Source organism: Sphingobium sp. GW456-12-10-14-TSB1 (genome assembly GCF_059424385.1).
In genome coordinates this window covers 1,970,890-1,984,909 of record NZ_JBWKZI010000001.1, presented here as the reverse complement: position 1 = coordinate 1,984,909, position 14,020 = coordinate 1,970,890, and the positions used below count along the sequence as shown (strand labels likewise).

Below are 14,020 nucleotides of genomic sequence, written 5' to 3'. Positions count from 1 at the left end.
GGCGGGCCGTGACCCGCTTGGGAGGCCGCAGATAGGCGGCGGCCAGGGACAGGTCAAGAGGGTTTTTGGCCTCACGCGGATAGCAACGTGAAGGCGACTATGCGCTTTGCAAACCCAACACTGCAATAATCCTCCCCTGCAAGGGGAGGGGGACCGCCGCGTAGCGGTGGTGGAGGGGTGTCGCCCTATCGATAGCGCCACACCCTTCCGTCTGGCCTCCGGCCAGCCACCTCCCCTGCAAGGGGAGGATGGTTTCTTCCCGCACACGAATATCGGATGTGCAAAACGATATGAGCGCGAAAAAAAAAGCCCGCCGGTGCGCGTCACGCATCCGGCGGGCTTTTTGCGTTGCCAGTCAAAGGCAAGGTGCGGGATGGCCGCTCCCCGTACAGGAAACAGCCACCCGCGCCCTCGAAGCGTCAGTCCATGTCCTGCGTGGTGAAATCATCACCCTGCACGGTCGCCAGCGGATCGTTGCCGATCGCGGCTTCCGGCCCCTGGCGCAGCTCGGCGGCATGTTCCGCCGCGGCGCTGGCTGGTGCGATCAGGTCGACCTGGCTCGCCGCTCGCAGCGCGGCGCGCATGGCTGCATCCCGCGAGGAGGCGGCGACGCGCAGACGATTCATGCCCGCGCCGGTACCCGCCGGGATCAGGCGGCCGACGATGACATTTTCCTTCAGACCGACGAGCGTGTCCTTCTTGCCCTGAACCGCCGCTTCCGTGAGGACGCGGGTGGTTTCCTGGAAGGACGCTGCCGAGATGAAGGAGCGGGTCTGGAGCGAGGCCTTGGTGATGCCCAGCAACACCGGCTTGCCAGCAGCAGGCAGGAAGCCCGGCGCTAGCTTGGCGTTGATTTCGTCCATTTCCTCACGATCGACCTGCTCGCCCACCAGCAAGGTGGTGTCGCCGGACTCGGTGATCTCGACCTTCTGCAACATCTGACGAACGATCGTTTCGATATGCTTGTCGTTGATCTTCACGCCCTGCAAGCGATAGACTTCCTGGATTTCCGCGACCAGATATTCGGCCAGCGGCTCGATACCCAGAACTTCCAGAATGTCATGCGGATCGGGCGAACCGCCGATCAGATTGTCGCCGCGCTTGACATAGTCGCCTTCCTGAACGTCGATCACCTTGCTCTTGGGGATCAGATATTCGACCGGCTCGCCGCCATCCTCAGGATTGATGGCGATCTTGCGCTTCGCCTTATAGTCCTTGAGGAACTGGACGCGGCCCGACACCTTGGCGATGATGGCATTGTCCTTGGGCTTGCGCGCTTCGAACAGCTCGGCCACGCGCGGCAGACCGCCCGTGATGTCGCGGGTCTTGGCGGCTTCGCGGCTGACACGCGCCAGCACGTCACCGGCCTGAACCGTCTGTCCATCCTCGACCGACAGTGTCGCACCCACGGCCAGCATGTAGCGGGCCGCTTCGCCCGAACCATCGTCCAGCAGGGTCAGGCGCGGACGCAGATCCTCCTTGGTACGGCTCGAACCGCGATGCTCGGTGACGACGCGCTGGGCGATGCCGGTCGCTTCGTCGGTCTGTTCGGTCAGCGTCTTGCCGTCGATCAGGTCGACATATTTGACGATACCCGGACGCTCGGTGATCACCGGCATGGTGAACGGATCCCATTCGGCGATCCGGTCGCCCTGCTTAACCTGTGCGTTATTCTCGAACAGGATGGTCGCACCATAAGGCAGGCGATGCACGGCGCGTTCGCGGCCTTCATTGTCGATGATCGCCAGTTCGCCGTTGCGGGCGAGCGACAGGCGGCGGCCACGGCTGTCCGTGATCGTCGGCATGTCGCGCAGTTCCAGCGTCCCGTCGGCAATCGCTTCCAGGTTCGACGTTTCGTTGAGCTGGGCCGCGCCGCCGATGTGGAAGGTCCGCATCGTCAGCTGGGTGCCAGGCTCACCGATCGACTGGGCCGCGATGACGCCCACCGCTTCACCGATATTGACCGGCGTACCGCGGGCAAGGTCACGACCATAGCATTTGCCGCAAACGCCCATCTTGCTTTCGCAGATCAGCGGGCTGCGGATCTTCACCGACTGCGTGCCGATCGCTTCGATCTTGGCGATCATCGGTTCGTCCAGCAGCGTGCCGATCGGGATGACGATGCTGCCATCCTTGCTGTCGATAATGTCCTGCGCCGTGGTGCGGCCCAGGATACGTTCGCCAAGCGACGCGATGGTCGAACCGCCCTGGACGATCGCCTTCATCTCCAGCGCGCGGTCGGTGCCGCAATCTTCCTCGACGATCGTGCAGTCCTGGCTAACGTCGACCAGACGGCGGGTCAGGTAACCCGAATTCGCCGTCTTGAGCGCGGTGTCGGCCAGACCCTTGCGGGCGCCGTGGGTGGAGTTGAAATATTCAAGGACGGTCAGGCCTTCCTTGAAGTTGGAGATGATCGGCGTTTCGATAATCTCGCCCGAAGGCTTGGCCATCAGGCCGCGCATCCCCGCGAGCTGCTTCATCTGCGCCTGGCTACCACGCGCACCGGAATGCGCCATCATGTAGATCGAGTTGATCTGCGCCAGGCGACCGGTCTGCGGGTCCTTGGGCTGGGCGCGGATTTCGTCCATCATGGCGTTCGCGACGCGATCGCCGCAACCCGACCAGGCGTCGATCACCTTGTTGTATTTTTCCTGCTGGGTGATCAGGCCGTCCTGATATTGCTGCTCATAGTCCGCAACCAGCGCCTTGGTCTCGTCGACCAACGTCACCTTGCTGTCGGGGATGACCATGTCGTCCTTGCCGAACGAAATGCCGGCCTGGAACGCGTGGCGGAAGCCCAGCGCCATGATGGCGTCGGCGAACAGCACCGTGTCCTTCTGGCCGGTGTGACGATAGACCTCGTCGATCACGTCGCCGACGTCCTTCTTGGTCAGCAGGCGGTTGACGACGTCGAAGGGCACCTTGTGATTCTTGGGCAGGCATTCGCCCAGCAACATGCGGCCCGGCGTCGTTTCATAACGCTTGAGGTAGCTGTTGCCCGCCTCGTCGGTCTGCGGCACGCGGCTGATGATCTTGCTGTGCAGCGTCACCGACTTGGTGAACAGCGCCTGATGCACTTCCTGCATGTCGCTCAGCAACATGCCTTCGCCCGGCTCGCCTTCGCGTTCCATCGACAGATAATAGATGCCCAGCACCATGTCCTGCGACGGCACGATGATCGGCTTGCCGTTGGCGGGCGACAGGATGTTGTTGGTCGACATCATCAGCACGCGCGCTTCCAGCTGGGCCTCCAGGCTCAGCGGAACGTGAACGGCCATCTGGTCACCGTCGAAGTCGGCGTTGAAGGCCGAGCAGACCAGCGGGTGAAGCTGGATCGCCTTGCCCTCGATCAGCACGGGTTCGAACGCCTGGATGCCGAGGCGATGGAGCGTCGGTGCGCGGTTCAGCATCACCGGATGCTCGCGGATCACCTCGTCCAGAATGTCCCAGACTTCCTTGCGCTCCTTCTCGACCCACTTCTTGGCCTGCTTCAGGGTCATGGACAGACCCTTGGCATCCAGGCGGGCGTAGATGAACGGCTTGAACAGTTCGAGCGCCATCTTCTTGGGCAGGCCGCACTGGTGCAGCTTGAGTTCCGGCCCGGTCACGATGACCGAACGGCCCGAATAGTCGACGCGCTTGCCGAGCAGGTTCTGGCGGAAGCGGCCCTGCTTGCCCTTGAGCATGTCGGACAGCGACTTCAATGGACGCTTGTTCGCACCGGTGATGACGCGGCCACGACGGCCATTGTCGAACAGGGCGTCGACCGCTTCCTGCAACATGCGCTTTTCGTTGCGGACGATGATGTCCGGCGCGCGCAGTTCCATCAGCCGCTTCAAGCGGTTGTTGCGGTTGATGACGCGGCGATACAGGTCATTGAGGTCCGACGTCGCGAACCGGCCACCGTCCAGCGGCACCAGCGGGCGCAGTTCTGGCGGGATCACGGGCACGACGTCCAGGATCATCCATTCGGGGCGGTTGCCCGAATCGATGAAGCTTTCGACGACCTTCAAACGCTTGATGATCTTCTTGGGCTTCAGCTCCGACTTGGTCGTCGCCAGCTCTTCCAGCAGAACCTGCTTTTCGCCTTCCAGGTCGAGGTCCATCAGCATCTGCTTGACCGCTTCGGCGCCGATCCCGGCGGAGAAGGCGTCCTCGCCATATTCGTCCTGCGCGTCGAGCAGTTCGTCCTCATTGAGCAGCTGATATTTCTCCAGCGGGGTCAGGCCCGGCTCGATGACGATATAGCTTTCGAAATAGAGGACGCGCTCCAGCTGCTTCAACTGCATGTCGAGCAGCAGGCCGATGCGCGAAGGCAGCGATTTCAGGAACCAGATATGCGCAACGGGAGCGGCCAGTTCGATATGGCCCATGCGCTCGCGGCGCACCTTGCTCACCGTGACTTCGACACCGCACTTCTCGCAGACGATGCCCTTGTACTTCATGCGCTTATACTTGCCGCACAGGCATTCATAATCCTTGATCGGGCCAAAGATACGCGCGCAGAACAGGCCGTCACGTTCGGGCTTGAACGTGCGATAGTTGATGGTTTCGGGCTTCTTGATCTCGCCGAAGGACCAGCTGCGGATGCGCTCTGGCGAGGCAAGGCCGATCTGGATCTGGTCGAAAGTCTCGGTCTTGGCGACCGGGTTGGCGAAGTTGGTCAGTTCGTTCATTTTTCATTCCCTCATGAGGGCAAAATTCTGGTGCGGGACGGGGCAGGGGCGCCGCATCGCAGCGACGCCCGCAAATCCCTTATTCCGCCGCTGCCGCGAAGCCGCCTTCATCCTCTGGAATTTCATCCAGCGAATTGAGTTCGACGTTGAGGCCCAGCGAGCGCATTTCCTTGACGAGCACGTTGAAGCTTTCGGGGATGCCCGCTTCAAACGTATCGTCGCCCTTGACGATCGCTTCATAGACCTTGGTGCGGCCGACCACGTCATCGGACTTCACCGTCAGCATTTCCTGCAACGTATAGGCGGCGCCATAGGCCTGGAGCGCCCAGACCTCCATTTCCCCGAAGCGCTGGCCACCGAACTGCGCCTTACCACCCAGCGGCTGCTGGGTAACGAGCGAGTAGGGGCCGATCGAGCGGGCATGGATCTTGTCGTCGACAAGGTGATGCAGCTTGAGCATGTAGATGATGCCGACCGTGACCTTGCGGTCGAACTTGTCGCCGGTGCGGCCATCGAACAGGTCGCTCTGACCCGACGAATGCAGCCCCGCCAGTTCCAGCATGGTCGACACGTCCGCTTCGCGCGCACCGTCGAACACCGGCGTCGCCATCGGCACGCCGCGTTCCAGATGCTCGGCCAGATCGACGATCTGTTCGGGCGTCCGCGCTTCGATCTCGGCGGCATATTGCGGGCCATAGGCGGTCAGCAACCGATCCTTGACGGCGTCGGGCATCTCGCCCGCCGACGGGTTGGGATTGGCCTCGCGCCATTCTTCCAGCGCATGCTTGAGCTGCTGGCCAAGGCCGCGGGCAGCCCAGCCCAGATGCGTTTCGAAAATCTGCCCGACATTCATGCGTGACGGCACGCCCAACGGATTGAGCACGATGTCAACATGGGTGCCATCCTCCAGGAACGGCATGTCCTCGATCGGCAGGATGCGCGAAATGACACCCTTGTTCCCGTGACGGCCGGCCATCTTGTCGCCCGGCTGCAGCTTGCGCTTCACCGCGACGAACACCTTGACCATCTTCAGCACGCCCGGCGGCAGTTCGTCGCCACGCTGCAACTTGTCGACCCGGTCCTCGAACTTGTCGACGATGACCTTTACTGCTTCGTCATATTGCGCCTTGACCGCTTCGATGCCGGCCTGACGGACATCGTCCGCGACCGCGAACTTCCACCATTCGTGACGCTCGACTTCGCCCAGCAGAGCCTCGTCGATCTCCACGCCCTTGCGTACGCCCTTGGGCGCGGCCGTGGCGGTCTGGCCCAGCAGCATTTCCTGCAGCCGGTTGAAGGTCGCACGGTTGAGGATGGCCCGTTCGTCCTCGCGATCCTTGGCGAGGCGGTCGATTTCCTCCCGCTCGATCGCCATGGCGCGTTCGTCCTTGTCGATGCCGTGGCGGTTGAACACGCGCACTTCAACGACCGTCCCGGCAACGCCCGGCGGCAGACGCAGCGAGGTGTCGCGCACGTCGGACGCCTTTTCACCGAAGATCGCGCGGAGCAGCTTTTCTTCCGGGGTCATCGGCGATTCACCCTTGGGGGTGATCTTGCCGACCAGAATGTCGCCCGGCTCCACTTCGGCGCCGATATAGACGATGCCCGCCTCGTCGAGGTTGCGCAGCGCTTCCTCGCCGACATTGGGGATGTCGCGGGTGATGTCTTCCGGCCCCAGCTTGGTGTCGCGGGCCATGACCTCAAACTCCTCGATATGGATCGAGGTAAAGACGTCATCCTTCACGATCCGTTCGGAGATCAGGATGGAGTCTTCATAGTTGTAGCCATTCCAGGGCATGAACGCGACGAGCGTGTTGCGGCCCAGCGCCAGTTCGCCAAATTCGGTCGAGGGACCGTCGGCGATGACGTCGCCAGCCTCGATCAGGTCGCCGACCTTCACCAGCGGACGCTGGTTGATGCAGGTGTCCTGGTTGGAACGCTGGAACTTCTGGAGCGTGTAGATGTCGACGCCCGACTGGCCCGGCGCGATGTCGCCGGTTGCGCGGATGACGATACGGGTCGCGTCGACCTGATCGACGATGCCCGCCCGCTTGGACGCGACGGCCGCGCCGGAGTCACGGGCGACCGTGCCTTCCATGCCGGTGCCTACGAACGGCGCTTCGGCCCGTACCAGCGGCACGGCCTGACGCTGCATGTTCGATCCCATCAGCGCGCGGTTGGCGTCATCGTTTTCCAGGAACGGAATGAGCGATGCGGCGACCGACACCAGCTGCTTGGGGCTGACGTCCATCAGGGTGATATGGTCGCGTGGGGCCATCAGGAACTCGCCAGCTTCGCGGCTGGAGATGAGATCCTCGACGAAATGGCCGTCGGCATCGACTTCGGCGTTGGCCTGCGCGATCGTGTGCTTGGCCTCTTCCATGGCGGACAGGTACACGACCTCGTCCGTCACCTTATGGTCGATGACCTTGCGATAAGGCGTTTCGATGAAGCCATATTTGTTCACCCGGCTGAAAGTCGCCAGCGAGTTGATCAGGCCGATGTTCGGGCCTTCGGGCGTTTCGATCGGGCAGATACGGCCATAATGGGTCGGGTGAACGTCGCGGACTTCAAAGCCCGCACGCTCGCGCGTCAGACCACCCGGCCCAAGCGCCGACACGCGGCGCTTGTGGGTGACTTCCGACAGCGGATTGGTCTGATCCATGAACTGCGACAGCTGGCTGGAGCCGAAGAATTCACGCACCGCGGCCACGGCGGGCTTGGCGTTGATCAGGTCGTTGGGCATCACGGTCGATACGTCGACGCTCGACATGCGCTCCTTGACGGCGCGCTCCATGCGCAGCAGCCCGACGCGATACTGGTTTTCCAGCAATTCGCCGACCGAACGGACACGACGGTTGCCCAGGTTATCGATATCGTCGATTTCGCCCTTGCCGTCCTTCAGGTTCACCAGTTCCTTGACGACGGCCAGAATGTCCTCGGTCCGCAGCGTGGTGACGGTGTCCTCTGCGTCCAGGTCAAGACGCATGTTCAGCTTGACGCGGCCGACCGCCGACAGGTCGTAGCGCTCAGGATCGAAGAACAGGCCGGCGAACAGCGATTCCGCCGTTTCCTTCGTCGGCGGCTCGCCGGGGCGCATGACGCGATAAATGTCGCTCAACGCCTGATCGCGTTCCTCGGCCTTGTCGGCCTTGAGCGTATTGCGGATCCACGGGCCGGTGCTGACATGGTCGATGTCGAGCAGTTCGAGGCGGTCGACGCCCGCCTTGTCCAGCTTTTCCAGATTTTCGGGCGTAACTTCGTCACCGGCCTCGATGTAGATTTCGCCGGTGCTTTCGTTGATCAGGTCATAGGCGCTGTAGCGGCCATAGACTTCCTCGGTCGGGATCAACAGCGTGGTCAGGCCGTCCTTTTCCGCCTTGTTGGCGGCGCGGGGGCTGATCTTGTGACCGGCGGCGAACACGACTTCGCCCGAATTGCCATCGACAATGTCAAAGGCCGGCTTCAGGCCGCGCCAGGCTTCGGCCAGATAGGGAATCTGCCAGCCGCCTTCGCTGCGCACGAAGGTCACCTTGTTGTAGAAGTGACCCAGAATTTCCTCGGCGGTCAGGCCCAGCGCATAGAGCAGCGCCGTGACCGGCAGCTTGCGCTTGCGGTCGATGCGGACGTTGACGATGTCCTTGGCGTCGAACTCGAAGTCCAGCCACGAACCGCGATAGGGGATGACGCGCGCGGCGAACAGATATTTGCCCGACGAATGGGTCTTGCCCCGGTCATGATCGAACAGCACGCCCGGCGACCGGTGCATCTGGCTGACGATGACGCGCTCGGTGCCGTTGACGATGAAGGTGCCGTTGCCCGTCATCAGGGGCATGTCGCCCATATAGACGTCCTGCTCCTTGATATCGAGCACCGAACGGGTTTCGGTGTCCTGATCCACTTCGAACACGATCAGGCGCAGGGTAACGCGCATCGGCGCTGCATAGGTGATGCCGCGCTGACGGCATTCCTCGGTGTCGTATTTCGGGTCTTCCAGCTCGTAATGGACGAAATCCATTTCGGCGGTGCCGGCGAAATCGCGGATCGGGAACACGCTGCGCAGCGTCTTTTCCAGCCCCGACACATAGCCGATCGACGGGTCCGACCGCAGGAATTGTTCATAGCTTTCGCGCTGAACCTCAATCAGGTTCGGCATCTGCACCACTTCGTGGATGTCGCCGAACACCTTTCTGATGCGCTTCTTCGCGCCGGTGTTGCTGATGGAGGGAGCCTTGGTCGCCATGCGTTGTCCTTGCCTTCGTTCGTCGCGTATTTTTCGCATCGCAGCGAAAATTCAGCCTGAACGCGAATGAAAAGGGGTGATTCGCCCTTCCGCATCCACGCAAAAAAGTGCGGGTCGGGACTGTCCGAACCGCACTGTCAGCGTCTTGTAACCCGCCAAATTCGCCCCATACTGCCAGTGATCGTGCGCAATGCGACCCTGTACCCCGGACGATTCGGGAGACGGTTCCTGCCGTGCCGTAAAGCTGCCTGAACCGGATTTCGAAGGTCGCATATAGGGCAGGCCTCCGCCTTTGTGAAGGGGGTAAGCACCGCTGCTTCCTTGCCGCCAGGGCGCCATTTTCGCCTGCGCCTTCCCTTTTGCGGCAACAGCTGCTATATGGAACCTGCTTACGTCGCCTTTTGACGGATATCGGACTGCCTTCAGGCTTCTCCTCTTGTCCCCTATCGCGCCTCACAAAGCCGGGATGTGCGAATAATCGCGCGTCCCCCTCAAATCATGCGCAATGCAGGACAGACTGGAACGAATGCTGAAATATAAGGAACCCGATTTTCAGGAACGCAGGGCACTCGCCACACAGGCGCGTGACAAGGCACTTGCCAAGTTGCGGGCCAAGCCCCCGGTTGATCCGGAGCTGGCGGCCCAGCGGGCTGCCGCGGCACAAGCCAAGGCGGCTGCCGAACTGGAAAAGCGTCAGCAGGCCAAGCTCGCCCGCGAAGAAGAACGCGCCGCCAAGGCGGAACGCGCTCGTCTGGAGGCGGAAGCTGCCGCTGCTGCGATCAAGCCGGTATTGACCGACGAAGAGCGCAAGGCCGCGCGCGATGCGCGCTATCAGGCGCGCAAGAGCCGTAAAGGCGCGCGGTGACGGCCTGGCCCGGTCGCGCCCCTCGCGCGGCCGACACCCTATATGATCGCTTGGTCCGGCATGGTGCCGGGCGCGATCCAACTCATATGTTACGCGGCACTGGCCGCAAGGAATCATTTTGCATACCCATTCAAACAAGACTCAACGCCGTACCCTTTCGATGTTCGACAGGAAGCGGCCCTTTCATCCCGGCCTGACGCCGGGTGGCACCCTGTCCACGGTTCAGCTCAAGCAGATCGTTGCGGATATGGTGGGCTGATATTGGAATTGTCGGGGGAGCGCCGATTGGCGCTCCCTTTTTTCTGTCATTCACAAAGGAGGCCCTATGAGCCGTACAGCAATCCGTCCCTTCCTGATCAGCAAGGATGAAGAAGGTCATTTCCGCCTCACCGTGCGCGAAACCCGCTATAATTCGCAAGGCTATCCGCTGACCTCGTCGCTGCTTCAGGACGAGAAGTTCAAGACTGCCGCCGCCGTCCGCGCCTTTGCACGCGACGCGTTCCGGGCAGAAGCCGGTCAGTTCGCGACGAAATAATCGGCGGTTTTCAGGGTTGCTGGGCGTCGCTTGGCGGCGTTCCCGGCGCTGGCGCAATCTTCACCGTTTCAAAACGGTCCATGCGCCGCACCCCGGCCAGTCCGGTCGGCGCTGGCGGTGCAGGCATGGCGACCGGCACCCGCCGACGCATACAGTCACGCTTGTCGGCGCGCGGGGTCTGGTCGCAATTCCACAAGGCCCGCTGCAACCCACTCTGCGTGTCGTGAATGTAGGAAAACCGCATCGCGGCCAGATTGGCCAGCGTCAACGGCAACTCCTTCGGCGCGTCATTTGCCGTCCACCCCATGATCCGGCATTGGGATCGCCCGGCGCAAAAGGTGCGGGCGCTTTCGGGCCAGCTGTCGGGTTTGCTGCCGCGTGGTAACTCCACCAGGAAACTCCGCATGTCAGCCAGGGCGATCAGCCTGACGCCGCCCACGCTCTTGCCGATCTGATCAAGACCGATCGCCTGCCGTGCCTGCGCGGCGATCGCGTCGGCGCTGTCGGCCATCGGCGTGATGGCGCCCGGCAGCAGCCGGGTCGCCATGCTGTGCGCAGGGGACAGGCGCGCAATCCGGCCGATCAGCGGCTCACCGCCATCGATGGTGCGCGTGCGAAAGGCTGGCGGTGTCCCCCACCAGCCGCGCCACCGGAAAAAAAGATGCGTCCCCACCCGCGTCAGCTTGTCCAGGCTGCCGCTCCAATAGGGCACCACCCAATCGGTATGATAATGGGTGGCATAGCCCACCGGCTTGAACACGTCGCCTGCCAGCGCGCCGCGCGCAATGGCGCGCGCCCTGTCCCATGCGGCCGGGGAGGGGGTGCGGGCCAGCGCGCCGTCGCAGCTGAAGGTGAACTGGCAACCCGTGGTGCGTTCCTGCCCCTGAAAGACGACGCCGCACACCGTCTTGGGAAAGGCGGGATGGCGCACGCGATTGAGGACGACCTGCGCGACGGCGCGCTCGCCCACGGCATCGTCGCCCGCTTCATAGATTTGCGCCGCGGCCAGGCAATCCACGGCGCGGGCCAGATCCGTCTCGGACCCTTCGAACCGGAATGGCCGCGCCGCCGGGTTGGCCAGCCGGGAAAAGGGGATGGCGGCATTGAGCGCCCGCGCGCGGTCGGCGGGCAGGGCATAGACCGCCACTGGCTCCACCGGCGGCGGCGGGCTGGGTGGCCGCACCCCGTGGGATAGACCCCTCCGGGCAAAATGCGCTTCGCCCGCCTCGCGCGGCGCGCGCGCTTCCCACCCCGCCACAGCGGCAGGCAGGCCAGCGAACAGCGCCAGCCAGACGATCCACATCCAAGGACGCGGCTCGCTGGAAACAGAGTCACCCGTCATTGCGTGATGATCATTCCGGCAGGAAATCGGGCACCGACAGATAGCGTTCGCCGGTGTCGTAGTTGAAGCCCAGCACCCGGCTGCCCGCTGGCAAATCCTTCAGCTTCTGCGCGATCGCCGCCAGCGTCGCGCCCGAAGAAATGCCCACCAATATGCCTTCCTCGCTGGCCGACCGCCGCGCATATTCCTTGGCGTCGGCGGGATCGACCTGGATCACCCCGTCCAGCAATTGCGTGTGCAGGTTCGCCGGAATGAAGCCCGCGCCAATGCCCTGAATGGGGTGGGGGCCGGGCTGGCCGCCGCTGATGACATGCGACAGGGTCGGCTCGACCGCATAGATCTTGATCCCCGGCCAGGCCTTTTTCAGCACTTCGGCCGTGCCGGTGATATGCCCGCCTGTGCCGACGCCGGTGATCAGCACGTCGATCGGCGCGTCGGCGAAATCGGCCAGTATCTCCTGCGCCGTAGTGCGGGCGTGGACCGCGATATTGGCCGGGTTTTCAAACTGCTGCGGCATCCAGCTACCGGGCGTCTGCGCCACCAGTTCCAGCGCGCGCTCGATCGCGCCCTTCATCCCCTTTTCGCGCGGGGTCAGGTCGAAACTGGCGCCATAGGCCAGCATCAGCCGCCGCCTCTCGATCGACATGCTTTCGGGCATGACGAGCACCAGCTTGTAGCCCTTGACCGCCGCGACCATGGCCAGGCCAACGCCGGTATTGCCCGATGTCGGTTCGATGATGGTGCCGCCCGGTTGCAACTCGCCAGACGCTTCGGCGGCCTCGATCATGGCCAGCGCGATCCGGTCCTTGATCGACCCGCCCGGATTGGAGCGTTCCGACTTGATCCAGACTTCCGTGCCTTCGGGCGCATCGCCAAACAGCCGGTTCACCCGGACATGCGGGGTGTTGCCGATGGTTTCGAGTATCGTGGCAGCTTTCATGGGGCTTTCTCCTGGCTGAGGTCCGCCGCCCTTATGTCGGGTGGGTCGAAGGTGCGTGCAAGGCGCAATTCGGGAAAGAGACGCGCCCAGAACAGCGTGATGACGATAGCACCGATACCGCCACCAATGACAGCGGCAACCGGCCCGACCAGCGCGGCCAGAAATCCGCTTTCCGCCTCGCCCAGTTCGTTGGAGGCGGAAATGGTCAGTTGCGACAGGCTCGATACCCGCCCGCGCATCGCGTCCGGCGTGTGAAGCTGGACCAGCGACTGCCGCACGAACACCGAAATCATGTCCGCCGCGCCCAATATCACCAGCGCGCCGATGCCGAATTCCATCGCGATGCTGCGCGGCAGGAAGGCGGTGCAGCCAAATGCGATCGTGGCGATGCCGAACAGGATGACCGCGCCCAGCATCTTGATGCCGACTTCATTCCTCAATGGCCGGAACGAAAACCACAGCGCCATCAACCCCGCGCCGACCCCCGGCGCTGCGGCCAGATGGCCCAGGCCCGCCGATCCCACATGCAATATGTCGCGCGCATAGACCGGCAACAGCGCAGTCGCCCCCGCCAGCAGCACCGCGAACAGGTCCAGCGTGATGGTCGCCAGCACCAGCCGGTTGGAACGCACATAGCTCAGCCCGTCGATCATCTGGCGGATCGGGTGGCGGGTGACGTCGCGCGCGGCCTGCGGCACCGGGCCGATCAGCATCATCGCGCCGAGCGCCACCCCATAGAGTATCGCAGCCAGCGCATAGGCGCCCCAGGGCGTCGCTGCATAGGCATAGCCGCCCAGCGCTGGCCCCACGATCGACCCGGCCTGCCACACCACGCCCGATATGGCGATGGCGTTGGGCAACACCTCGCGCGGCACCAGATTGGGGGCCAGCGCGCCATAGGCCGGGCCGTTGAACGCGCGGGCGATGCCGACGATGACGGCGATGCCGAATATCAGCGGCAGCCCGACCCATCCCTCGAACGTCGCGAAAGCCAGCAATCCGGCCGCTGCGGTCAGCATCGTCAGCGTCAGCCGGGTGATCATCCGCCGGTCATAATGGTCCGCGACCCATCCGGTCAGCGGCGTCAGGAAAAACAGCGGCAAAAATTGCGCCAGGCCGATCAGCCCCAACTGCGCCGAAGCCCCCGCCGTCGTCATGGTCTCGCGCGCGATATTATAGGCCTGCCAGCCCAGCACGATCATCATGCTATATTGCGCCAGCACCGCGGTCATCCGACCGATCAGATAGGCCCGGAAATCGCCGAAATGCAGCGGATGGCGATGCGGGGAGGGGGCTGTCATGCCACCGGCTTTAGCCGCTGTGCGGGCAAACAGGCAACCATGGCGCGGGGCGATGGGCGCAGCTTTTCTTGGCCGCGCCATGCCATGGCTTTTGCCGTCTCCCTCCATCGTCCGTTCG

The 14,020-nt window shown here is 63.3% G+C and carries 8 protein-coding genes; 3 read left to right on the top strand and 5 right to left on the bottom strand.

Translation table 11 applies throughout. The annotated features are described in order from the left end of the window. Nucleotides 1-419: 419 nt before the first annotated feature. Nucleotides 420-4,676 carry a DNA-directed RNA polymerase subunit beta' gene (gene rpoC, locus AC07X9_RS09630; protein WP_017182609.1) on the bottom strand — a complete coding sequence of 1,419 codons (4,257 nt, stop codon included), beginning with the start codon at nt 4,674-4,676 and terminating at the stop codon, nt 420-422. Between the two features lie 79 nt (nt 4,677-4,755). Further along, nucleotides 4,756-8,919: a DNA-directed RNA polymerase subunit beta gene (rpoB, locus tag AC07X9_RS09625; RefSeq protein ID WP_017182610.1), complete on the bottom strand. Its 4,164-nt coding sequence runs from the start codon at nt 8,917-8,919 to the stop codon at nt 4,756-4,758. A 526-nt stretch (nt 8,920-9,445) separates the two neighbouring features. Here rpoB and AC07X9_RS09620 point away from each other — a divergent pair. From AC07X9_RS09620 to AC07X9_RS09610, 3 genes are all read left to right on the top strand, one after another. Continuing rightward, nucleotides 9,446-9,784 (top strand): DUF6481 family protein, encoded by a 339-nt coding sequence (locus tag AC07X9_RS09620; protein ID WP_026002296.1) that lies wholly within the window; start codon nt 9,446-9,448, stop codon nt 9,782-9,784. Nucleotides 9,785-9,902: 118 nt separating this feature from the next. After that, complete coding sequence (locus AC07X9_RS09615; RefSeq protein ID WP_157742265.1) at nt 9,903-10,043, top strand: hypothetical protein; 141 nt, start codon at nt 9,903-9,905, stop codon at nt 10,041-10,043. Nucleotides 10,044-10,109: 66 nt separating this feature from the next. Continuing rightward, on the top strand, nt 10,110-10,319 hold the full coding sequence (locus tag AC07X9_RS09610) for a hypothetical protein (RefSeq protein WP_017182613.1): 210 nt from the start codon (nt 10,110-10,112) through the stop codon (nt 10,317-10,319). Between the two features lie 10 nt (nt 10,320-10,329). Here AC07X9_RS09610 and AC07X9_RS09605 read toward each other — a convergent pair whose 3' ends face one another. Genes AC07X9_RS09605 through AC07X9_RS09595 form a run of 3 tightly spaced genes read right to left on the bottom strand, consistent with a single transcriptional unit; the run spans nt 10,330 to nt 13,902 of the window. After that, nucleotides 10,330-11,661, bottom strand: a complete 1,332-nt coding sequence (locus tag AC07X9_RS09605; RefSeq protein WP_241763622.1) for a cell wall hydrolase — start codon at nt 11,659-11,661, stop codon at nt 10,330-10,332. A gap of 10 nt (nt 11,662-11,671) precedes the next feature. Then, nucleotides 11,672-12,601 carry a cysteine synthase A gene (gene cysK, locus AC07X9_RS09600; protein ID WP_086485755.1) on the bottom strand — a complete coding sequence of 310 codons (930 nt, stop codon included), beginning with the start codon at nt 12,599-12,601 and terminating at the stop codon, nt 11,672-11,674. Next, nucleotides 12,598-13,902, bottom strand: coding sequence for an MFS transporter (locus AC07X9_RS09595; protein WP_026002297.1), 1,305 nt, complete (start codon nt 13,900-13,902; stop codon nt 12,598-12,600). Before AC07X9_RS09595 ends, cysK begins: the two co-directional genes overlap by 4 nt. Nucleotides 13,903-14,020: the final 118 nt, after the last annotated feature.